The organism is Methanobacterium paludis (assembly GCF_000214725.1).
Classification (GTDB): domain Archaea; phylum Methanobacteriota; class Methanobacteria; order Methanobacteriales; family Methanobacteriaceae; genus Methanobacterium_C; species Methanobacterium_C paludis.
Genome location: NC_015574.1, coordinates 1,551,160 through 1,571,742 on the forward strand (window position 1 = coordinate 1,551,160; position 20,583 = coordinate 1,571,742).

Below are 20,583 nucleotides of genomic sequence, written 5' to 3' on the forward strand. Positions count from 1 at the left end.
ATCATCTGAAATCAAGATTTATAAATCATTAATTTATTTGATAGGTGTATAATTATTGCCTTTTATAAAGATTGTAAATCCTTACCTAGTTGACATTCATTTTTTAAGGTTTAATTATTCCCTATCTTATGTAAGTACTGTTAATGATTCCTCTCCAGCATGAAATCTGCCATCTTGAGGAGTGCTTCTTTTGCAGGTGAGTCGTCTACAACATCAAGGAGCTTTTTGGCCCTTTCAACATTTTGAAGGGAGATGTTGTGGGTGTAGTTGATTGAATCATATTTTTCAAATAGTTCAATGGCTCTTGCAACATTTGTATCGCTTTTAGCATTTAATATGGATATTAACTCCGTTTTATCCTCTGGAGATGCCTTTGAAAGTGCGTTAACAACCATTAGGGTCATTTTACCTTCTACAACATCGCTTCCAACGGGTTTTCCAATGTCTTGCTCGTCGCTTACAACGTCGAGGTAGTCGTCCTGAATCTGGAATGCCAATCCTATAAGTCTACCGTACTCTGCAAGGGCTTCAACCTGTTCGGGACTTCCGCCTCCAACTATTGCGCCGGATTTGGTTGCTGCTGCTATGAGTGCACCTGTTTTCATGTAGATCATCTGCATGTACTCCTCTTCAGCTACATCGAAGTTTCCTTCAAAACACATGTCAAATGCCTGTCCTTCGCAGATCTTTGTACATGAATCTACTACAGTTTTAAGGGTGCCCACAACTCTTTCGTATGATACACCGTCGATTCTGGTTTCAAGAATTGTTTCAAATGCCTTGGAAAAGAGTGTGTCCCCTGCAAGGATTGCCATTGGCTCACCCCATAGAACGTGTACCGATGGTTTTCCCCTTCTCATATTATCTTCATCCATGATATCGTCGTGGATGAGTGAAAAGGTGTGTATCAATTCAACTGCTGCTGCTGTTTTCAGGGCTTCTTCTACATTTCCACCAACAGCTTGACATGTTAATATGACAAGTGCCGGGCGGATTTTTTTTCCGCCGGCTTTTATCAGATGTTCTGATGCTTTTTGAAGTTTTTCTGGGTCGACTGTGTTCAGTGACTTATCGATCTCTTCATCTACAATTGTGGAGTACTTCTTTAAAATGTCGATTACTTCCATTATTATCCCTCATTAGCTTAGTTCATTATTAATAATCTCTCATCCGATTAATCCATTACTAATAATCCCTCATTAGCTTTAATCCATTACTAATCTGATCCATCATTAAAAACTTGTGCCTGTCCATTTCTTAAGATGTGGAGGTTGTCACCCAGTTTGTAGCCCTCTTCTTCAGCAAGTTCTGTGTAAGCTGATAACATTTGGAGGTCTCCGTGGGATGGTATGATATTTTCTGGGTTGAGCATCCTGATAAAATCACGGTGATCTTCACGTCCAGCATGTCCTGAAACATGGACGTTAGGAAATATTCTTGCACCACATGATTTAAGTCTTCGCTCCATCAGGTTACGGTTGGCTATGTTCATTGGGTTTGGTATGACAGATGCGGATATCACAACGTTGTCCCCGGGTTTTACAGTGAACTGTGTTTTTCCGTTTGCAATACGTGGCAGGAGTGCATCTGGCTCGCCCTGATGGCCTGTTGTGATAAGAACGTAATCTGACCTTTTCTCATCAGCCCTTGCAAGAGCCCTGTTAACTGCTTTTGGGCTTCCATATACACTTGCTGTTTTTGGGAGGTTTATTATTCCCAATTTTTCTGCCATTGAACAGTAACGTTCCATTGATCTTCCAAGGAGGAGGATTTTACGGTTGCTTTGATTAGCAACGTCACATATTGCCTGGATCCTTTCTATATGGGACGAGAATGTTGTGACAATCATTCCGTCATTTCCTTTGAGAGGCTCTTCCATGGTATCCTTGAGCAGGATCCTGGCCACCTTCTCAGAGTGGGTTTTAACTTCGTCGTAGTTGGCTGCGTTGGTTGTCTCAACTATGAGTGCCAGTACTCCTTTTCTTCCAAGTTCCCTGAACCTCTGGTAGTTTGGTGGTGGGGAAAGTGTCTGGTGGTTGTCGAATTTAAAGTCGTTTGCGTAGACTATTATACCTTCTGAGGTATGGAGTGCTGCGGTAACCACATGAGGTATACTGTGAGTTGTTCCAACAAATTCCAGGGTTATGTCAGGGGATATCTGGCATTTTTCACCGGCGTTCAGGACTTGAAGTGGGTTTGTAACGTTGAACTTTTTCTCTCCCTTGATGGTCCTCTCTATCAGTCCCAATGTGTAGGGTGTTGCGATTATTGGTGCCTCGTATCTGTGTGCGAGTTTTGCAACTGCTCCTATATGGTCCAGGTGGCCGTGGGTGAAAACTATTGCCCTTACCTTACCGTCAACATCCTTCATGAGGGTGTCGTCTGGTATTATTCCCCTTTCAATTAAATCTAAACTATGCATCCTTGCTATGTCTGTATCTTCGTGAATGTGAATCCTATCAAGGTGAATTCCCATATCAAATATTACAACGTCGTCGCCGACCTTGACGGCGGACATGTTTTTACCTACTTCTTCATATCCGCCAACTGCTATTATTTCAACGCTCATTCTATTAATCTCCTCGCGTATTTTTTAGTATTAAAGCCCCTTTCTGTGAGCCATTCTTTTGTATTTCCTTTTATTATGAGATCTGATTTTCTAAGGTCCTCTATGTTTGATGCCCCGACAAGGAACATTGCAACACGAAGTTCCTCTTTAAACCTCTCAATTGCTGTTATAACGGACTCATGTCCTGTATAAGCTTCTTTTAATAATGGTGATGCTATTCCAACAGCGCTAGCACCTAATGCAAGTGCTTTTGCTGCGTCTAATCCGGTTCTTATTCCTCCGGATGATATTACTGGTAATTTAACAGATTCTAAAACCTCGATAGTGCTCACTGCGGTTGGTATTCCCCAATCCCAGAAGGCTTCTCCAAGGTGGTGGTCCTGAGCTCTGTAAGTTTCAACTGCAGCCCAACTGGTTCCACCAGCCCCTGCAACATCTATGGCATCTGCGCCTGCATTTTCAAGGGCTAATGCATCTTCTGCTTTGATGCCGGCTCCTGTTTCTTTAACTACAATAGGTATGTCAACTGTCTCAGAAATCTTCTTTATGGACTCAATATATCCTGTTGCATCCACATCTCCCTCTGGCTGGATTGCCTCTTGTAAGGGGTTTAAATGTATTGCTAGGGCATCTGCATCCATCATAGCAACGGCTTTTTCCGCATATTCTATCTGTGGCGCGCCGATATTCCCCAGTATAAATGCGTCTGGTGCTTCATCCCTTACAACCGTGTATGTTGGTGCAAGTTCAGGGTTTTCAATTGCTGCACGCTGGCTTCCAACGCCCATTCCTATGTTGAGTTTGTCTGCGGCCTTTGCAAGTTCTCTGTTAATTTTAAGGGATTCAGGATGTCCTCCGGTTATTGCAGAGATTATTATGGGTGCATCCATTTTCTTCCCGAAAAAATTTGCAGATAAGTCTATTTTTTCTTTATTCACCTCGGGAAGGGCTTTGTGGATGAGTTCTATATCCTCAAATCCTGTTTTTTTCTTGTACTCCACATCGCTGTGCAGACATAACTGTAAATGTTCTAATTTTCTATTTGAAATCATTTTTTACGTCCTTTTCATTTTTTTTTACTTTTAATCAAAGTTCCAATTCCTTTTTCACCATTTATGGCTTTTTTTACGAGATTATCGTGACCTGCATTCAAAATTTGCGATTCAATTCCTATTTCTGCAAGGCTCAGGAGTTCTTTGAGTTTACCTCCCATGCCCCCTGTAACGTCAACAGTTCCTGTGCCTTCTGTTGACTCCAGATCCTCAGAAGATGTAACCACCTGCACGAGTTCTGCGTCAGGATATTTTTTAGGATTTTTATCGTATATTCCATCAACATCAGAACCCAGAATAACTCTATTCGGCTTTAATTTTTCTCCAAGATAGTTTATTATCTGATCTCCTGATAATATGGCCATTTTAATGCTTTCGTCCAGATCAAGAACTGTGTCTCCATACAGGACAGGTACGAAACCTAGATCTAGGTATTTTTTAATTAAATCCAAATTAGCGTGATATATTCTCTTATTTTTTGTTACAACAAATGATGAGGGCTGGATTGATACTGCTAAAATTCCATGTTCTCTTAAGTTTTCACAAACCAGACTGTTCAGGTTCTTCACAGAGTTCTGGGTTATGCAGAATCCGAGCTTTTTTTTCTGAAGTTCTTCTTCAGTTTCTATTTTTTCGCCTATGCTGTACTCTTTGGCATATGGATGACCAAAAGAGCCTGCACCGTGCACTATTATTAGTTCATCGTATGATGAGTCTGATATTTCCTTTGCTATTCTACTGAGATTTTCATGATCCAGCAGTGGTGTTGCCGAATCTTTTCTGGTTATAACGCTTCCACCGAGTTTTAGGATTATCAATTGAGTAACACCCTTAAGTTTTTGCCATCATTCTATTATCAACAGGTTTTTTTTGTATCAACAGTTTTTACAATCAATTTTTGGTTTTAATTGATTTTATTGACTTAGTTGATTTTTTAATTGATTTAATTCATTTTAATCCACTGTAATTCTACTCTAATTCTAATTTAATTCATTTGACATCATTTATTTTTGAATTTAAATTTCCATTTTATTTTTGAATTAATTTGAAGATTTTTCTATTTCTAATTTAATTTTCATTTAATGAATTAAATTGTGAATGAATTTGATTCTAATCTTTATTTTTTAACCTAATTTTAATTTTAAATCGATCAAAGCCACTTAAACTCATTTTAATTTAATATCTATTCTAAATTAGTTGCCCAAATCTATTTTAAACTCATTTTTAAGTTAATGTCCAACTTTAAATCAAATTTATTTACTTAAATTTAGTTCATTGATTATAATTGTGAGTTTTATGAATTTGATAGGTAAAATCTCATTTAGTTATTAAATTTTTAAAGGATTTTTTAAAGAAATTTTGTAAAGTTTCAAACTAATGTAAATTTCAATCTATTCAATCTACTTCATCGAATTATAGTATAATCCAAACCAATGTAAACTTCAATCTAATCTACAATCGGAATAATAATGTAATTTCCAATATAGCTAATAAATCTAAATCTTTTAGTGATATTGATTTAATTTTTAATCGATTAAATCAACGTGAGCGTTATCAGATGTTTATCAAATTTTCAGTTTTGTTTTAATTTATTATTTTTACAAAGTTCTTTGAGTTTACAAATTCTTTGTAACTTCATCGACTTCGTTCTATTATTCAACTTCATTTCTTTCTTTATTCAACATCCATTACTATTCAATCTATATTTAATTCAATCTAATTTAGTTTAATCTGAATTGGTTTTAATCATTGACCTCGATTCTAACGCCTTCTTTTGATATCTCCACATTGAAAGCTTTTTCAATTGTATTGAGGTTTGATGTTACTTCTTCGATTTTACCAGGGCAGTAGGCTATGATACTGCCACCACCACCAGCTCCAGTTATCTTTGAACCCTTGGCTCCGGATTTCCGGGCAAGGTAGATCATTCTGGAAAGCTCTGTGGTGTTAACGCCCATGGCATCGAGAAGCCCCTGGTTGATGTTCATAAGTTCCCCTATTTTTTTTTCATCTTTTTTTTGTAGGGATATGACTGCATCATTTGTAAGAGCTTCAACAGCATTTAATATTGGATTTAAAACCTCAGGATAACCTTCTCTTTTCAATCTCACCGATTCAACAAGTTCTCCTGTGTTTCCCCTGTCCTGGGTGCATCCTATAACTAATGGAATGTTCCAGTTTATTTCAAGGGGTACGATATCTTCAGCATTTTTTGAAAGGTATATCACACCACCGTATGTGCTTAAAGTGGTGTCAATTCTGCTTGCAGCCCCCTGAACTTCAAGTTCAACATCATGGGCATATTCAGCTATTTCATCCTTTGAAAGATTCATGTTATTGAATTTTGAAACTGCTGCAATTGTTGCAACAGTAACAGCGGCTGATGATCCAAGCCCTGCTCCAATGGGGATGTCAAGGTTAATTTGAATCTCCATTCCCTGAGCAGATCCATGAACCATTTTCACAGCACTCAGTACATAATTTAAAATACCTTTTTTCGAGTTTTCTCGACTTTCAATTTCTATTTCGTTATTTTCAGGATCAATATATCCTGATAATTTAAGATCTTTAATATCCACATGTATTCTTTCATCTTCACGTTTCTGGACTGTTACATATGCTTTTTTATTTACTGCAACAGCAATGGCTGGTTTTCCATAGACTACAGCGTGTTCACCAAAAAGAATTGCCTTTCCTGGTGCTGATGCTGTAACCTGCATGAAAGATTCACCTATGATCGCGAATTTGAAAATTTTTGGGATATTTATGATAAATGATTTATGAGTGTGAATTTGTGATTTATTTTGATGATTTTTAAGTTTGATTCTTCTGTGAACCTGATTCATCTATAAATCTATTTGATTTATAGGTACTTAACTTGTAGCTATTGTAAATTCTATTTGTAAATTCTATTTCAAGTCTAAAAATTATTTTAAATAGGATATTTTTATTAGTTTTAGTTATAAATTATCCAAATTGAAATTATTAAATTAATATAGGGATTATAAGCTTTTAAACTATTATGTATTCTTATCTACTTTTCTTATTCAAATTTCATTTCCAACTATTTCAGTCAAATATAAATCCAATTAAAAATTCTTATTTTATCTGGTTCAAAATGTTATCTAGTTCAATCGTACGATTTAGATTATACGATTTTCAGGTTATTTAAAGAACACTAGCGAAGCGTATCCGACAACTGAGTTATAATCCTCTGTTGCATCACCGCTGGTTGCATATTTTTCGAATTCGCACCTGTCGGCTCCCCTCAATTTTGATGCTACCATTGTGGCTGCCACAGGTCCGTATCCACACATTGTGACATCAAGTGCTGATACTCTGGCCATCATGAGATTTTCATCCATGGATGTTATTGCATCTATAACCTGCATGTCGCCGTCGTGGGCAATATCTTGGGGTTTGTAGTGGGTGAAGTCTGTACTTGCAATTACAACCACATCTCTACCAAGATCTTCTGCGGTTTTTTGAATTGAAATACCCACTTCCATGGCTGTTTCAATATCTTGCATCCACATGCACACTGGAACAATTTTAAAATCCTTTTCCAAGTACTTATTTTTTAGGTACTGCAAAAATGGGATCTGCACTTCGGCACTGTGCTCCTGCATATGTGCTGATGGGTCTGAATCCATTATACTAGTATTTCTTACCAGATTCTGGGCAAATTCTTCGTCTATTTCCACGTTTCCCAGGGGTGTTTCCCATGCTCCTTCTGTCATGGCTGACACACCGGAACCCAGCCCAGTGTGGTTGGGGGAGAGTATCACGAAGGTCTCTGGAAAACCATCTTCAGCTATTTTGTAGTAGGAGTGTGCGGCCACAGGTCCAGAGTAGATATAGCCTGCGTGTGGGGCTATAACACCAGTAATGTTCCTTTTATTTCCTATTTTCTTTGGAACTTTGCCAGGACCTATCTGGCTTTTAAAGCACCATTCTATCTGTTCATTTAAAGAATCAGGATCTACTTCATAAAAAAGTCCTGCAACTGCAGGTTTTCTTATCATAAAATCACTGCCCTTCTTTTTTTAAAAATCATTAAGTCCTTGATCTATATTATAAGATCTCAAGAATTAATAATTTTTTTTATGGTATTGAAAGATTAAAATTTTTAAATATTAGTTAAATTGTCAAATTTAAACATTAACTAATCGTCAACACCATTTTAAATCCCTTAATTTTTATAAGAACTTGGTCTTTGATATTTTATCTGCAGGCCATTTAGCCATGTGATATCTAAAACCTATTTTAGTCCTTAATTTAAGATTAATTAATTAAAGATTAATTAACCTTCAATATTTGTCCTTTAATATCCTTGAATTACTTAAACTGCAATATTAAACAAAAATTAACCCAGAAAACTTAATTATTGATTAATTAAGAGTTTCTGTGTCTTTATTCTGGTCTTATATTTTGAGTTCAAAGTCTGATGGAAGGACATCAAGTTCTTCATCTTCTGCAAGTGCACCGGTTCCCCTGAGTGTCTGCCTTGCAAGGAGCCAGTATACAAGTGCTATGGCTTTTCTTCCTTTGTTGTTCACTGGTATAACAATATCAACATTTCCAAGGAGGTTTTCTGTGTCGCATAATGCAACTACTGGTATTCCTATCTGTTTTGCTTCAATTATTGCCTGTGAGTCAGATCTTGGGTCTGTGACAACTAGAACTTTAGGTTCTATGAATTTAGCGTAATTTGGGTTGGTTAATGTTCCTGGTATGAACCTTCCAGGGATTGTTTTAGCTCCTGTGATGTCTCCGAATTTTTTGACAGGTGCCTGACCATACTGTCTTGTTGATACAACAAGTATATCGTCTGGGTTGAATTTTGCAAGGAATTTACCTACAGACATTATCCTTTCGTTTGTTCTCTTAACATCAAGTACGTATAGACCGTCTGCTCTTACCCTGTAAATGTAGCGCTCCATATCCTTTGTTTTTTGTTGTGTACCTATGTGTAAACCTGCTGCTAAATATTTATCCAATGGAATTAGTAATTCTGACAACTTAACACCTCATTTAAAATTATTTTAATGATTTTAGAGATTATCCTTTATTTTAAATGTGTTAAACAAATTTTAATTGTTAGGTAATCCATAAAATCTATTTATAAGTTTTTTTTTAGTTCAATTTTATGTTCTACTTTTATTTGTAGTTTTATGTTATTGTAGAGATTCATCTAAAGATTTCATCCACAATTCTACTCTTCTACGTTGACTGCCTCATTTGGGCAGACATCCATGCATACTTCACAGAGACTGCAGTCTTCCTTGTTTTTTATAACTATTTTATCCCCTTCGAGAACAAGAATCTCCATTGGGCAGACGTCTGTGCATTCTGCGCAGTCTGCACCTTCGCATTTGTCGTAGTCGATTGTTATTTTAACCATTTTAAATTCTCCTCTAATTCTGTCTTAACCTGTATCAGTGCTCCTTAATCAGTGCCCCTTAGATTAATCTTAAATCAAAGTTATTCTGAATCTCTTCAATTTATTGTAGTTTTAATGATTTATTCTTTATTTACCTGTATTTGTTGATATCAGCCATTTTTGGATTTGTCATTTCTTCAGCAATCCTGACAAGCTCGTTGAGTTTGGCTATACGTTCACCGCCAACAGCTCCTGTCTTAATGATTGGGGATGAAAATGCCACTGCCATGTGGGCTATGGTATCATCTGTTGTCTCACCAGATCTGTGGGATACTACAGGTACATATTTATTGTTTTTTGCAAGCTCAACAGTTTTATAGGTGTCTGTTAGAGTTCCTATCTGGTTTGGCTTTATTATAATTGCATTACCGGCACCTGCTTCGATTCCCTCAGCAAGGATATCTTTGTTGGTTACGAAAATATCGTCTCCGCAGATTAAACATTTTTTACCGGATTTTTTTGTGAGTTCTGCAAATCCTGCAAAGTCTCCTTCACGAATTGGGTCTTCAACATAGAAGTAACCATATGTGTCAATGATATCAGCCACAAAGTCTACTTGCTCGCCTGTGCTTCTTCTTGCACCTTCTCTGTTGTATACGTACTCTTCAGATGCAGGGTCCCATAGTTCGCTTGCTGCCATGTCAAGTGATGGTTTAACAAGAACACCTGTTTCGTCGCTTACCATTTCACAGGCTTTAACCTGGATTTCAATTGCTTCTTCACTGGTGAGGTTGGGTGCCCATCCTCCTTCGTCTCCTTTACCGCCTGTGAATGATTTGTCTTTGGCTTGTATGAGTTCTCTGATCTTTTTGTGCACATTTACATTTGTAAATACTGCTTCTGTAATTGTTTCAGCACCTACTGGCACTACAAGAAATTCTTGTATGTCCGGTGCATTTTTACCTGCGTGTGCTCCTCCATTTATCATGTTTCCCAGTGGGTATGGTATTTCACATGGTATGTTTCCACCGAGGAATCTGTAGAGTGGCATGTTGTAGGATGATGCTGCTGCCTTGGCTACTGCCATGGACACCGCCACAGTGGTGTTGCCCCCTATTGCCGCCAGATTTTCTGTTCCGTCTATCTCTTTTAAAACAAGGTCTATTTCGTTCAGGTCTTCTGCATCCATTCCAATAAGTTCTGATGAGATTATATCTTCAACTTCACTTATTATTTTGTCAACTCCACCTTCAGGAAATGCCACTACCTCTCGAGCCCCGGTACTTGCACCGCTTGGTGCTGCAGCTCTTCCAAAACCGTTCCAGGTTATGACATCCACCTCTACTGTGGGGTTGCCTCTGCTGTCTAAAATTTTCCTAACACGAATGTCTTCAATAACGCTATCCACAAAAACACCTCTTTTCAAAAAATAGTGGTTATATTAGGTTGTTTGGACTTAGATCGTTTTATTAGTATATATTATACTATCCATTTTATTCAATTTTATATTATACAATTAGTTACATATTCGGAATTTACATTAAAAATTTATTCTACCTCTTGACATCAAGGGGTAGTTTATTCTTTTTAAGTTCCAAAGTTGCAATATCTATTGGATCAATTGAAGCAGATACATCAACCTGTGGTTTTGCTCCCATGGAAAGTTGTAAAGCTCTTGCACCTATTACTCTTGCCTTTTCAAACCTTGTGAGTTTTTTAGCTGGCATTAATATCTATCTCCTATTTTATATCCTTATCAACATTTAAATGGTTAAAACCAAAGGTTAAAACCCTAAATGAGTTGATTTGAATTTTTTATCAAATTTAGTTGATCTTCATCAAAAACATTTTGATTTTATCAATTAAATGATAAGATTAAGTGTAGATTAAGTGTAGATGGGGCCGCCGAGATTTGAACTCGGGTCTCCAGCATTTCGGTGTTTTGACCACATCCCCGTTCCAGTCGAAGAAATATTTGAGGGCCTTCCCGTTAGAGATCAGGTCCATCTGGTTATTTTTTTCAATAGCTGGGAGGATGGACCAAGCTACCCTACGGCCCCTATCATCAATTTTGTTACCACACCTCTACATGGGTTATGAACATTCTTCTACAACAGTATCTTGTGATTCCAAGATCGTCGAGAACTTTTTTTGGGTCCTCCCCATCTGCGGTTCTCTGTTGGTATTCCTCAAAATATGCGGATACCACTTTGCCGCAACTTAAACATCTTACAGGGATCATGATTAATCAGCTTACCTGTAACTTTTCTGTTTTCTTGCTCTTGCTCCAGGTCCACCGTATTTTTTAGGTTCTGTACGGCGTGGATCTCCAACGAGCATGGTTCTGTCATAATGAGTGAACTTTTCTTTTAATTCCATGTCACCTGTCCACTGAACAAGGCCTTTGGCTATTACCATTCTGGCGGCTTCTGCCTGACCCATTATGCCTCCGCCTATGACTTTGACATCTATGTCCACTTTGTCTGCAAGGTCACCTGCAAGTTTTAGTGGTTCTTCTATTTTTAGTCTTGCTAGCTCAGGGTTGTAGAGTTCGACAGGACTCCTGTTTATTCTGACTCTACCTTTTCCTTCTTTGATTTTTCCCCTTGCTATAGCACTTTTCCTTTTTCCACTTGTATGGATTACCTTTTTCATGTTACACGACCTCTACATTTAAAATTTTGATCCGAGTAATGTTGAAATTTTTCCAACTTCAACGCTTTTTGTGATATTTTTTGGCTGGGCTTGAGGTATTTGCTGGGTTTCTTCTCCTTCAAATTCCTTTGGAATTCCTACATAGACTCTAAGCCTTTTAAAGGCAGCCCTTCCAGTTGTGGTTTTGTAAGGGATCATTCCTCTTACAGCCCTTCTAACAATGTCATCTGGTCTTCTTGGATATTTAGGACCCATATCTCTTGGGTTTGAGAGACTAGCTCTGTCAACTCTCTGTTTGTATCTTTTATATGCCCAGTCTTTTGAACCTGATATTATAATTTTTTCAGCGTTTAAGATTATTATGGATTCACCTAAAAGAAGTTTCTTACTAACTACACTTGCAAGTCTTCCCATGACGAGTCCTTCTCCATCTATGATCATGTGATACACCTAACCTTTATTTTTTTCCTTTGATCATTCGATTATTTTTATTCCGCTTCCTTTGGGGTTCTTATCGACAACCTCAAGGATTTCCATGCATTCTCCGCCGGCCATAATGATCTTCTCAGCGGCGGCTTTGGAAAAGTTTAATGCTGCAACCTGCACCTTATGGTCAATTATTCCGCTTCCAAGAACCTTTCCAGGTACGAGGATTATTTCATCCGCGGCTGTGTGCCTGTTTATGTCAGATATGTTGACTTCAGCTTGTCTTCGTGTTGATCTTTCAAGCCTTCTTGCAACATCTTTCCATATCGCAACATCTTCTTCGTTTGATTTTCGTTTAAGACTCCCTAATATATTCTTAAGATTAGGGTTTGTCTTTGTAAGTTTCACCATCCTTAAATTCCTCCTTCACAAAATTCAATAATTTGATCTGTTTTTCCTGATAGAATATCGCAAGCTCGTGTTAGAACTTCTTCAGGGGGTAGTGATCCATCTGTTTCTATTTTGAATATGAATTTGCCTTCCTGACCTTCCACTGTAATTGCATCGGATTCACAGCCTTTAACACATGTCTTGCACATGGAACAGTTTTCAATATCCAGGATGTTTACTTTATTGTTTTCATCGTCAAATTCAAGTATTCCTCTTGGGCATTCTTCAACACATTTGGCGCATGATTCACATTTTTCAGCGTCAATTGTTATTTTTGGGTAGTACTTGTATGCGCATGCTGTTGTTGGCTGCCATTTGGCGTGTTCAAGTCCGATTCCAAGTTGTGCTATTGCCTCAAGTTCAACTTCTTCTCCATCCTTTAATTTCATGATAGGAATAGTATCGTACGTTGGTTTCAACTGAGGATCCTGTGACTTTAAGTCCTTTGAGTAAACTGTTTTTGGGCCTTTTTCTTTCAAAAGTAAGGATACACTACAACGAGGGCAGTGATCCTCGCAGTCACATTCAGATGCGAGTACCATTGATTCAAGATCTGTGGTAAGTGGTATAAGCCCTAATCTGTGTGCTAATGCTTCATCAAATATTTTTGCATCGTTCTTGTAGATATCCACATCTTCGATTGCAAGTGTTGGAACTTCCACTGTGCAGATCCTTCTTATGGCATTTATGAAAGGCACATCAACGCCTTCTACTGTAAACACCAATAGGTTGTCATCCTTATTTTTTATAGTTACATCCATTTTAGACACTTCTTGTTTATTAGACGGTTTTATGCCCATTTAGACTCTTCTACCCCTTTTACCCCCAGGTCGTCCTGTACCATCGTGAGGTATTGGAGTTACGTCTTCAATTTTACCTATTCTAATACCTGCCCTTGCAAAGGCCCTTATTGTTGCCTGTGCACCTGGACCTGGAGTTCTTGGCCCATTTCCGCCTGGTGCTCTTACTTTTATGTGTAATCCAATTATTCCTTTTTCCTTTACATCTTCAGCCGCACGAGTTGCAGCTTCCATAGCTGCAAATGGTGATGATTCCTGTCTGTCTGCACGTACAACTTTACCACCCGACCATTGGGTTATGGTTTCCGCTCCAGTTATATCTGTTACGGTTATTATGGTGTTGTTAAAGGATGAGTAAACGTTAGCTACGCCCCATTTCTCTTTTTCTGCCATTTTATATCACCTAACTTAATTTCTCCTTTCTAATTTATTCTGTCTTTTCTGCAGCTTTTTCCCGTGCTTGGGCTTCTTCTTTATGCTGTTTTTCCACAGCGGAACCTGGATAAAATCCTAAAAGTTCTTCTTCAGCTTTACGGACCATGTATCCTGGTGCGTTTATCTTTTTACCATTTAAAGCTATATGACCGTGAACTATGAATACTCTGGCCTCTTTTGCTGTGTGGGAAAGTCCTGTTTTGTGCACCATGGTCTGCAGTCTTCTGCGAAGTACGTCCTCAACTGTAAGATCGAGTATGTCCTCAAGTTTTGCAGATTCAGCTAGTATTCCGAGTGTTATGAGGTGACCTAAAAGTTGATTACCCTCTGAATTTATACCCTGTATACCCTGCTCTTCTGTTGATGTACCCAAAAGGTATCTTGCATCTCTTCGGTACCTTTTAACAGTGGTTGATGCTTTCCAAATTTCTTTTTTGTTTTTAAGCCCATATTTCTGGACGAGTTTATTTTCCTCTTTTATACGATCTGCATTCCAGGGATGTGATGGTGTATCGTATTGCTTCCTCGCTTTTCTTGGATGTCCCATATAATCGTCTCCTTTTAAATTTTTTTATATAATCGGTTTACCTCAATAAGTATTTTTTACCGTTCTTGTTGTGGTTTTCCTCTTCTTCTTCTAACCCCAACAGATGATCCTTTCCTGAATGTAGATTTGGTTCTCTGACCTCTTACTGGAAGTCCGACTTCGTGTCTTTTTCCTTTGTAACTTCTTATCTTCTTCATTCTGTTTAGGTCATCCCTCAGACTCATCACAAGATCAGATTCAATTAGATGGACTGTTTCGCCTGTTTCGTAATCGTTACGCCTGTTCAACATCCATTCAGGGATGTTGTACTTTTGTGGATCCTTAACAGCTTCTTCAACCCTTACAACTTCAGCATCTGATAAAAATCCGATTTTCTGTTCTGCATCAAAACCCGCAGTTTTGCATATTGCCATTGATAAAGCTCTTCCAACACCTTTTATATCTGCAAGAGCGTTCTCGATTGTTTTATTACCATCAACATCTCTTCTGGCAATACGAACCATGTGTTTAAATTCCTCTTCCATATTATTTACCTCCAAGAATCGTGTCCTGAATTTATTGTAATATACATGATTTTCATATATCCAAATTAATTTTACATTTAAGTTTTACAAACTGTAATCGCTTGAACTTATTTGCAGAATTTATTTGCTATTTCACTTTTTTTTATTATCAAAGGTTTTTATTTATTTATTTTTAAATATTTATTACTTCTCATATTTCAATTTATTTCAAAAGTTTTCTACAAACACAAACAGTTTCAACGAGTTTTTAGTTTACCAGATCTGTTTCAACCGCTAAGTTTTATCAAGTATCAGTTTAACTCTAGTTTAAACTTTGGTTAATATACTGGATATGTTGTATAAGCGCCGGGACTGGGATTTGAACCCAGGAGGAGCAAAGCTCCACAAGATTTCCAGTCTTGCGCCCTACCAGGCTAGACTATCCCGGCATAAGAAAAAAAACCGCCTTTAAACCTTTCATCCGGACCAAGAAATGAGACCATAAGATGAAAATGAAACACGCGTATCACGAGCTTCGATCCTTTCTGAGCTTTAAATAAATCATAACATATTACATGCTATTTTAGCCATTTAATTTCTACAGCTATTTTAAAGCCCCGTAAGGGTTTAAAGTTACATTCAACGTTTTAAAAACGTTTATCTTACTGGCCTCGCCCCTAAAATTTGTTAGAGGTTCTACGGTTTGGATTCTGAAAGTACATTAAAGAGTAGTTTTTACTTCCACATCTTTGGGTATGTTTCAGGTTGCATAAAAACCTTTTTGGTTTTTACCATTATTCCTTTATCTGATTTGTGGATCACACCTGCTGTTTCCACACTTTCACCGGCTGCAACCAGTTCACCCTTAAGTGTTAAGATTGCAACTGTACTTTTTTTATCTATGTCTTGGGAAAGTGATAGTATTCCACCTGCTGCAAGATCTGCACCGTGGCAGATGGCATCAACAGCTGAGTCCCTTATAATAATCTTTGGAAGATGGGAAACTGCACTTTCCATTGGAAGTATGCAATCACGAAGTTGTGATTCATCCCCATCATCTACCCATGCATGATATGCATCAGTTATGTCATGAAGGGTTTTAATTGTTTCATCATCATGAAAAGGTCCTGAAATGGTTCTCCTAAGCTCAGCCATATGTGCACCACAACCCAGAGCTTCACCAATATCATGGCAGTACTTCCGGATGTAAGTGCCTCCTTCACAGCCAATTCTGAATAAAACATCCTGACCTTCTATTTCCAGAATGTTAACATAATATATTCTTCGAACCCTCAGTTCTCGTTTCACTGCAGATTTTAAAGGTGGCAGCTGGAATATTTTTCCTGTAAATTCCTGGAGAATATCCCGTATATCTGCCTCGTCGATCATCTCATGAAGACGCATAAGACAAACGTATTCTTTGGGAGCTCCAAGGAGCATCTGTATAACCCTTGTGGATTGGTTAATGCCCATAGGTAGAACTCCTGTAACACGAGGGTCAAGGGTTCCACCGTGGCCTGTCTTCTCCACATGAAGGATCTTTTTAACCCATGAGTCAATTTCATGGGATGTTGGACCCATTGGTTTATCCAGGTTCACAACACCCATTGAGATATGATCTCTTATGAGTCTTTCTTCGGGAGTAGAACCATATTCTGGGTCTGTCTCACCTTCAGATTTTATGAGAAGATCTGCCATTAAAATGACCTATTGAAGACGTTGCTTACTTTTAAATTAATTACAACATCGTTTAGAACAGATTTAAGCAAGAGCTGCTTCAACTTGTTTTTTTATTTCTTCAACATCTTCTGATTTTATCTCGATTTTCTGATCAACAGGTTCAAGATGCATTATGTTACATTTTCTGTTTTTGATTGATGGACCAACGACTTCAACAAATTTTTCATCTATGATCTCAACGATAACACATTTTTCGCCTGCTTCTCTTCCTGCTATTTTAACACATACTCTTCCTACTTCTATTGCTGGCATGAAATCACCTCAGTTACTTTTAAGATAATGTCAGCTATGCCTTCAGGTTGGAAACTGTGACTGTTTATAACAACGTCATATACTTCCATGTTTCCAATGTCGATGCCGTGTATTTCACGGTACCTTTTGGCTTCGCTTTCTCCTCTTGTAATTATTTCTTTTTTAACAACGTCAATGGATTTATTTTCCCTCTGGCATATACGTTCTGTTCGAACGTCCAATGGTGCTACAAACCATATCTTAAGGTCAGCTTCCACAAAGTATGCGGAAAGTCTTCCTTCAACGATTATATTTTCGCTTTTTTCTGCTATTTTGGCCTGTCTTCTGTCTATTTCAAGGTCTATTTCATCATTACCTTCAGCGAATTTACCGAACTCCAGAATATCCATATCGTTTTCAGCAGCCATCTGACGAAAGATGTCACCTGCAGATATGTAGGGGATACTCAGCTTTTCTGACAGGATCTTTGATGCGGTTGTAGTGCCGCTTCCTGCCAATCCACCGATGGTTATGATCATCAGGACCTTGCCTCTTTCTTGAAGAGTTTACGGGCACACTCTGAACAGAGATATCCGCCGTATGGCCTGTTAGGTCTTTTCTTTGATTTTGAAAGTTTTCTTATCTGGTATGGTCTTCCCCTTGGTACTGAGTGAAGTTGTTTGCCACATTCTGCACAAATGTGTTTTGAGGGCATTTTCTTCTTGTAGTGGAGTACTGTTTTTCCTCCAGGGGTTTTTATGAATGTTCTTTTGTATGATCTAGATCTGTATCTTAATTCAGGCATGTTATACATCTCCTTATTTAATTTTTGATAAAGCAAGTTAATAAAGCAAATTAAACATTAATTTACATTAATTTTTAAGAAATATAAAATTTTAGGAAATATGGAATGAAAATGAATTTCCATCAAATTCAATCTCATAAAATTATGAAATCAAATTTCAATCCCATAAAAATTGAATTTTTAACTCCCTAAACTTCCATTAAATTTCATTGCTTTACCTGCAAATAAACATAAACTGATTACATTGCTCCTTTAAGTCCCAGGTATTTCCTGAATACTAATGACATTGCAAATGACACGAGAATGTACCATCCTAACCATCCTATAGACATCAAAGGAGTTCCAGGATTTGGATGGTAGAACATATGGAAAAGTGGAACCAGAAGTATGTAATATGCAAATGTGGGTAAATTTAGGACAAGATGGGTTATATGTGGTTCCTGTGCCATCCAGTAGAATACCAGGATGATTGGAATGAATGTCACTATCATTGGTTTGAAGGACATGAACATCATTTCCTTCTGCTGACCCATCATTTCCATCTGTTTTTTTTGCATATCTGCCATGCGTTTTGGGTCACCTGATTTTTGAGCCTGCATAGCTTCCTGCTGGAAGCCTTTCATTTCCTGTTGCAAAAAATGCAGCCGGTCTTGGTCGACCAGAAGTTTGTTTGCAAGGGTGATGATGAAGGCAACTATGGTGGCGATAATGAATATCGCAAAGATTGGATTGTTCGGATTTGGATCCATGTAGATAAGCGGGCCGAATACAGCGTCTAAAGCTTGATATATTATTTCAAACATTTTTATTCCTCTCAATATCCATTAATAACCAAATGACCTATTAATTCAATGAGTTAATAAATTTCAAATGGTTTAATAAATGATAATAAATGAAGTGTTCATTTTTTATTGTTCATCTTTCTTTTATTGTTCATCTTATTTATTCAATAATCATTTAAAACTCAATTATTTAATGATTTAGAACTCATATTATTTGAACACTCACTATATAAAATATTCATTTACAATCATTTCAAGGTATTTATCATCTCTTCAACTGATTCTTCCAGTTTATTATCATGATTTTTTATGATATTAACTGTAGCACCCGTAAGCACCGCATATGCCATTGAAGCAGCCCTATTCATCTCTTGATGGAGTTTTATGTCCATTAATTTTTCCATATCCCTTATACGTGTTGTGTCCTTTATTCTTCTCATTAATATCTCGTCGCCGTCTGCTTCTAAAAGCACAAACATGTCAGGTTGGAGTTCGTCAAGTACCCACTTTGGAAGTCCTGGCAAAAATCCTTTTGGTGTTTTTATGGTGCAGTGCGTGTCAACGATTATGTTACTTTGCTTTGATCTTTCTTTTATACTTTTTGCAGCATTTTTCTGGATTTCCTTCTGGACTTGGGGTGCGAGTTTCCTCATTGCATCCCTATCATCCACAAGACCATCCTTCTTGGCTATTTCAAGCATAACATCTCCGTAGTTTATGTGTAGATAGTCAAGATCTTCTAATGCTTTTGTTAATACTGTTGTGCTTCCAGATCCTGGAATTCCTGCAACTACGACTAATTTCATTTAATCACCTAAAAACTTCCTTAACATTGGATGCATGTCCATTAACTGTTCTTGAGCTATTTCTTCATATAATCTGTACACAATACCAACTGTAAGTAAAACACCTGTACCTCCACCTAATGCACCTGTGAGGTCTGCTCCAAAGGCCAGAAGACCCACAAAAGCACCTCCAAGTACTGTTATGGCAGGTATGTACTTTTTAAGTATCTTTTCAAATTGTGCCCTGCTGCTCCTGAACCCTGGGATCTGCATTCCCATCCCATGGAGTTGTTTTGAAACCTGTTTAGGTCCTATTCCACTCAGTTCAACCCACAGGACTGCAAATAGTATACAAGATGCTATGAAAATCACACCATAGAACAGCACCTTTAATGGATCTGTAAATATTATGGAGTAACTTGTGGGTGGTGTTAATAAATATGCGAGTCCGTTTACAGCCTGACCGTTGGATATCGTTCCAAGTATTGGGTGTCCAATTTTTTGGAACACGTTTGCGAAAAGCTGCACGTTCAAAAGAAGTGCGCTTGTAAGTATAACTGGCATGTTACTTGCATATATAAATTTCAAAGGATATTTTCCTCTTGCACCCTTAACTCCTCCATATGAGAGAGGTATTTCCACACGCATACTTTCCGCGTATACAACTATCAAAAAGACAACGATAACTGCAAAAACTGGGATCAGAAGATCGAAGTTTGGCTGTCCAGTTGTGAGGCTGTATAGAAAATGAGGGATTGCTCCTGCAGGAACTCCGGGAGACGTTGCTGAAGATAATGGATTTAATGATCCAACAATTATTTCTTGAGACACTCCTGCCGCAATGAATAATCCTACACCACTTCCGAATCCCCATTTTGATACCACTTCATCAAGGAATATTATGAGTATCCCACCGATGGTTATCTGAAGTATGAGTATCCACGTCATATCTGTTGATGCCGGGGCAAGTGCGCCGGTTAGTACAAGTACACCTGCCTCAAACAAAGTGAATATTATTGCAAGGAGTTTTTGAGTTCCCTGGAAAAATGCTTTATCTTCTGGTTTTGAAAGGTCAAGATTTAGTATCTTACCTCCAACAAGAAGCTGTAGAATAATTGAAGCTGAAACTATGGGTCCAATACCTAAAGTAACAATAGAACCAAAGTTACCGGCCATCACAGCTCTTAACTGTGAAAATGTGTCAACAGCAGTGGAACTTAGCCCAAAAAGGGGTACCACCGTTAGTAAGAAGTATAATATCAGGATTACTCCAGTCCACTTAAGCTTCTCCTTAAAGGGTACCCTGTAAGTTGGAGATCTAACCTGGGGAATTAATGAAAAAATTGGTTGCAGCGTTTCTTTCAACAATGAAATTCACTCCTTGCCCAAAAATTTTTTAGAAAAGATTTAAAAATTTAAG

Annotated in this window: 25 protein-coding genes and 2 tRNA genes; all 27 read right to left on the bottom strand. The window is 37.7% G+C overall.

Features of this window, described 5'->3' with window-relative positions; all coding sequences use genetic code 11:
- Nucleotides 1–140 precede the first annotated feature (140 nt).
- A complete protein-coding gene (gene idsA, locus MSWAN_RS07065) occupies nucleotides 141–1,127 on the bottom strand; it encodes a short chain isoprenyl diphosphate synthase IdsA (RefSeq protein WP_013825938.1) in 987 nt (328 codons plus the stop codon).
- A gap of 89 nt (nucleotides 1,128–1,216) precedes the next feature.
- Entirely contained in the window at nucleotides 1,217–2,569 is a 1,353-nt protein-coding gene (locus MSWAN_RS07070) for an RNase J family beta-CASP ribonuclease (protein ID WP_013825939.1), read from the bottom strand.
- Nucleotides 2,566–3,621: a type 2 isopentenyl-diphosphate Delta-isomerase gene (gene fni, locus MSWAN_RS07075; RefSeq protein WP_013825940.1), complete on the bottom strand. Its 1,056-nt coding sequence runs from the start codon at nucleotides 3,619–3,621 to the stop codon at nucleotides 2,566–2,568. The genes MSWAN_RS07070 and fni overlap by 4 nt, the downstream gene beginning before the upstream one ends.
- 14 nt (nucleotides 3,622–3,635) lie before the next feature.
- On the bottom strand, nucleotides 3,636–4,439 hold the full coding sequence (locus MSWAN_RS07080; RefSeq protein ID WP_013825941.1) for an isopentenyl phosphate kinase: 804 nt from the start codon (nucleotides 4,437–4,439) through the stop codon (nucleotides 3,636–3,638).
- Nucleotides 4,440–5,363: 924 nt separating this feature from the next.
- Entirely contained in the window at nucleotides 5,364–6,341 is a 978-nt protein-coding gene (gene mvk, locus MSWAN_RS07085) for a mevalonate kinase (protein WP_048188009.1), read from the bottom strand.
- 444 nt (nucleotides 6,342–6,785) lie between these two features.
- Nucleotides 6,786–7,646 (bottom strand): MEMO1 family protein, encoded by an 861-nt coding sequence (locus MSWAN_RS07090; RefSeq protein WP_013825943.1) that lies wholly within the window; start codon nucleotides 7,644–7,646, stop codon nucleotides 6,786–6,788.
- A 399-nt stretch (nucleotides 7,647–8,045) separates the two neighbouring features.
- On the bottom strand, nucleotides 8,046–8,642 hold the full coding sequence (rpsB, locus tag MSWAN_RS07095; protein ID WP_013825944.1) for a 30S ribosomal protein S2: 597 nt from the start codon (nucleotides 8,640–8,642) through the stop codon (nucleotides 8,046–8,048).
- Between the two features lie 194 nt (nucleotides 8,643–8,836).
- Nucleotides 8,837–9,025: a 4Fe-4S dicluster domain-containing protein gene (locus MSWAN_RS07100; protein ID WP_013825945.1), complete on the bottom strand. Its 189-nt coding sequence runs from the start codon at nucleotides 9,023–9,025 to the stop codon at nucleotides 8,837–8,839.
- 130 nt (nucleotides 9,026–9,155) lie between these two features.
- A complete protein-coding gene (eno, locus tag MSWAN_RS07105) occupies nucleotides 9,156–10,412 on the bottom strand; it encodes a phosphopyruvate hydratase (RefSeq protein WP_013825946.1) in 1,257 nt (418 codons plus the stop codon).
- 145 nt (nucleotides 10,413–10,557) lie between these two features.
- Nucleotides 10,558–10,731, bottom strand: a complete 174-nt coding sequence (locus MSWAN_RS07110; RefSeq protein ID WP_013825947.1) for a DNA-directed RNA polymerase subunit K — start codon at nucleotides 10,729–10,731, stop codon at nucleotides 10,558–10,560.
- 170 nt (nucleotides 10,732–10,901) lie between these two features.
- Nucleotides 10,902–11,064: transfer RNA gene (locus tag MSWAN_RS12675), tRNA-Gln, on the bottom strand.
- A gap of 14 nt (nucleotides 11,065–11,078) precedes the next feature.
- Nucleotides 11,079–11,246 (bottom strand): DNA-directed RNA polymerase subunit N, encoded by a 168-nt coding sequence (locus MSWAN_RS07115; protein WP_013825948.1) that lies wholly within the window; start codon nucleotides 11,244–11,246, stop codon nucleotides 11,079–11,081.
- Between the two features lie 11 nt (nucleotides 11,247–11,257).
- A complete protein-coding gene (locus tag MSWAN_RS07120; RefSeq protein WP_013825949.1) occupies nucleotides 11,258–11,659 on the bottom strand; it encodes a 30S ribosomal protein S9 in 402 nt (133 codons plus the stop codon).
- Between the two features lie 18 nt (nucleotides 11,660–11,677).
- The gene (locus MSWAN_RS07125; RefSeq protein ID WP_013825950.1) at nucleotides 11,678–12,100 is read right to left on the bottom strand and encodes a 50S ribosomal protein L13; all 423 of its coding nucleotides are present in this window, start codon (nucleotides 12,098–12,100) and stop codon (nucleotides 11,678–11,680) included.
- Nucleotides 12,101–12,133: 33 nt separating this feature from the next.
- Nucleotides 12,134–12,496 (bottom strand): 50S ribosomal protein L18e, encoded by a 363-nt coding sequence (locus MSWAN_RS07130; protein ID WP_013825951.1) that lies wholly within the window; start codon nucleotides 12,494–12,496, stop codon nucleotides 12,134–12,136.
- Between the two features lie 2 nt (nucleotides 12,497–12,498).
- The gene (locus tag MSWAN_RS07135) at nucleotides 12,499–13,296 is read right to left on the bottom strand and encodes a DNA-directed RNA polymerase subunit D (RefSeq protein WP_048188367.1); all 798 of its coding nucleotides are present in this window, start codon (nucleotides 13,294–13,296) and stop codon (nucleotides 12,499–12,501) included.
- Between the two features lie 39 nt (nucleotides 13,297–13,335).
- Complete coding sequence (locus MSWAN_RS07140) at nucleotides 13,336–13,728, bottom strand: 30S ribosomal protein S11 (protein WP_013825953.1); 393 nt, start codon at nucleotides 13,726–13,728, stop codon at nucleotides 13,336–13,338.
- Nucleotides 13,729–13,762: 34 nt separating this feature from the next.
- A complete protein-coding gene (locus MSWAN_RS07145; protein ID WP_013825954.1) occupies nucleotides 13,763–14,317 on the bottom strand; it encodes a 30S ribosomal protein S4 in 555 nt (184 codons plus the stop codon).
- A gap of 56 nt (nucleotides 14,318–14,373) precedes the next feature.
- Nucleotides 14,374–14,841 (bottom strand): 30S ribosomal protein S13, encoded by a 468-nt coding sequence (locus MSWAN_RS07150; RefSeq protein ID WP_013825955.1) that lies wholly within the window; start codon nucleotides 14,839–14,841, stop codon nucleotides 14,374–14,376.
- 343 nt (nucleotides 14,842–15,184) lie between these two features.
- Nucleotides 15,185–15,269: transfer RNA gene (locus tag MSWAN_RS07155), tRNA-Ser, on the bottom strand.
- Nucleotides 15,270–15,555: 286 nt separating this feature from the next.
- The gene (locus MSWAN_RS07160; protein WP_013825956.1) at nucleotides 15,556–16,518 is read right to left on the bottom strand and encodes an RNA-guided pseudouridylation complex pseudouridine synthase subunit Cbf5; all 963 of its coding nucleotides are present in this window, start codon (nucleotides 16,516–16,518) and stop codon (nucleotides 15,556–15,558) included.
- A 63-nt stretch (nucleotides 16,519–16,581) separates the two neighbouring features.
- The gene (locus MSWAN_RS07165) at nucleotides 16,582–16,812 is read right to left on the bottom strand and encodes a 50S ribosomal protein L14e (protein WP_013825957.1); all 231 of its coding nucleotides are present in this window, start codon (nucleotides 16,810–16,812) and stop codon (nucleotides 16,582–16,584) included.
- Entirely contained in the window at nucleotides 16,800–17,330 is a 531-nt protein-coding gene (cmk, locus tag MSWAN_RS07170; protein WP_013825958.1) for a (d)CMP kinase, read from the bottom strand. The genes MSWAN_RS07165 and cmk overlap by 13 nt, the downstream gene beginning before the upstream one ends.
- Nucleotides 17,330–17,596, bottom strand: coding sequence for a 50S ribosomal protein L34e (locus MSWAN_RS07175; protein WP_013825959.1), 267 nt, complete (start codon nucleotides 17,594–17,596; stop codon nucleotides 17,330–17,332). Before MSWAN_RS07175 ends, cmk begins: the two co-directional genes overlap by 1 nt.
- Nucleotides 17,597–17,835: 239 nt before the next feature.
- Complete coding sequence (locus tag MSWAN_RS07180; protein ID WP_013825960.1) at nucleotides 17,836–18,399, bottom strand: EMC3/TMCO1 family protein; 564 nt, start codon at nucleotides 18,397–18,399, stop codon at nucleotides 17,836–17,838.
- Between the two features lie 227 nt (nucleotides 18,400–18,626).
- Nucleotides 18,627–19,184 carry an adenylate kinase gene (locus MSWAN_RS07185; protein WP_013825961.1) on the bottom strand — a complete coding sequence of 186 codons (558 nt, stop codon included), beginning with the start codon at nucleotides 19,182–19,184 and terminating at the stop codon, nucleotides 18,627–18,629.
- The gene (secY, locus tag MSWAN_RS07190; RefSeq protein ID WP_173361661.1) at nucleotides 19,185–20,537 is read right to left on the bottom strand and encodes a preprotein translocase subunit SecY; all 1,353 of its coding nucleotides are present in this window, start codon (nucleotides 20,535–20,537) and stop codon (nucleotides 19,185–19,187) included.
- Nucleotides 20,538–20,583 lie beyond the last annotated feature (46 nt).

What these genes read in the sequence shown, in the direction of transcription:
- cmk (WP_013825958.1), bottom strand. Translation starts at nt 17,330, where the DNA reads ATGATCATAACCATCGGTGGATTGGCAGGAAGCGGCACTACAACCGCA.
- MSWAN_RS07120 (WP_013825949.1), bottom strand. Translation starts at nt 11,659, where the DNA reads ATGAAAAAGGTAATCCATACAAGTGGAAAAAGGAAAAGTGCTATAGCA.
- MSWAN_RS07100 (WP_013825945.1), bottom strand. Translation starts at nt 9,025, where the DNA reads ATGGTTAAAATAACAATCGACTACGACAAATGCGAAGGTGCAGACTGC.
- fni (WP_013825940.1), bottom strand. Translation starts at nt 3,621, where the DNA reads ATGATTTCAAATAGAAAATTAGAACATTTACAGTTATGTCTGCACAGC.
- MSWAN_RS07110 (WP_013825947.1), bottom strand. Translation starts at nt 10,731, where the DNA reads ATGCCAGCTAAAAAACTCACAAGGTTTGAAAAGGCAAGAGTAATAGGT.
- MSWAN_RS07090 (WP_013825943.1), bottom strand. Translation starts at nt 7,646, where the DNA reads ATGATAAGAAAACCTGCAGTTGCAGGACTTTTTTATGAAGTAGATCCT.
- MSWAN_RS07130 (WP_013825951.1), bottom strand. Translation starts at nt 12,496, where the DNA reads ATGGTGAAACTTACAAAGACAAACCCTAATCTTAAGAATATATTAGGG.
- idsA (WP_013825938.1), bottom strand. Translation starts at nt 1,127, where the DNA reads ATGGAAGTAATCGACATTTTAAAGAAGTACTCCACAATTGTAGATGAA.
- MSWAN_RS07185 (WP_013825961.1), bottom strand. Translation starts at nt 19,184, where the DNA reads ATGAAATTAGTCGTAGTTGCAGGAATTCCAGGATCTGGAAGCACAACA.
- MSWAN_RS07115 (WP_013825948.1), bottom strand. Translation starts at nt 11,246, where the DNA reads ATGATCCCTGTAAGATGTTTAAGTTGCGGCAAAGTGGTATCCGCATAT.
- MSWAN_RS07165 (WP_013825957.1), bottom strand. Translation starts at nt 16,812, where the DNA reads ATGCCAGCAATAGAAGTAGGAAGAGTATGTGTTAAAATAGCAGGAAGA.
- MSWAN_RS07125 (WP_013825950.1), bottom strand. Translation starts at nt 12,100, where the DNA reads ATGATCATAGATGGAGAAGGACTCGTCATGGGAAGACTTGCAAGTGTA.
- MSWAN_RS07180 (WP_013825960.1), bottom strand. Translation starts at nt 18,399, where the DNA reads ATGTTTGAAATAATATATCAAGCTTTAGACGCTGTATTCGGCCCGCTT.
- mvk (WP_048188009.1), bottom strand. Translation starts at nt 6,341, where the DNA reads ATGCAGGTTACAGCATCAGCACCAGGAAAGGCAATTCTTTTTGGTGAA.
- MSWAN_RS07140 (WP_013825953.1), bottom strand. Translation starts at nt 13,728, where the DNA reads ATGGCAGAAAAAGAGAAATGGGGCGTAGCTAACGTTTACTCATCCTTT.
- MSWAN_RS07150 (WP_013825955.1), bottom strand. Translation starts at nt 14,841, where the DNA reads ATGGAAGAGGAATTTAAACACATGGTTCGTATTGCCAGAAGAGATGTT.
- MSWAN_RS07070 (WP_013825939.1), bottom strand. Translation starts at nt 2,569, where the DNA reads ATGAGCGTTGAAATAATAGCAGTTGGCGGATATGAAGAAGTAGGTAAA.
- MSWAN_RS07175 (WP_013825959.1), bottom strand. Translation starts at nt 17,596, where the DNA reads ATGCCTGAATTAAGATACAGATCTAGATCATACAAAAGAACATTCATA.
- MSWAN_RS07135 (WP_048188367.1), bottom strand. Translation starts at nt 13,296, where the DNA reads ATGGATGTAACTATAAAAAATAAGGATGACAACCTATTGGTGTTTACA.
- MSWAN_RS07160 (WP_013825956.1), bottom strand. Translation starts at nt 16,518, where the DNA reads ATGGCAGATCTTCTCATAAAATCTGAAGGTGAGACAGACCCAGAATAT.
- MSWAN_RS07145 (WP_013825954.1), bottom strand. Translation starts at nt 14,317, where the DNA reads ATGGGACATCCAAGAAAAGCGAGGAAGCAATACGATACACCATCACAT.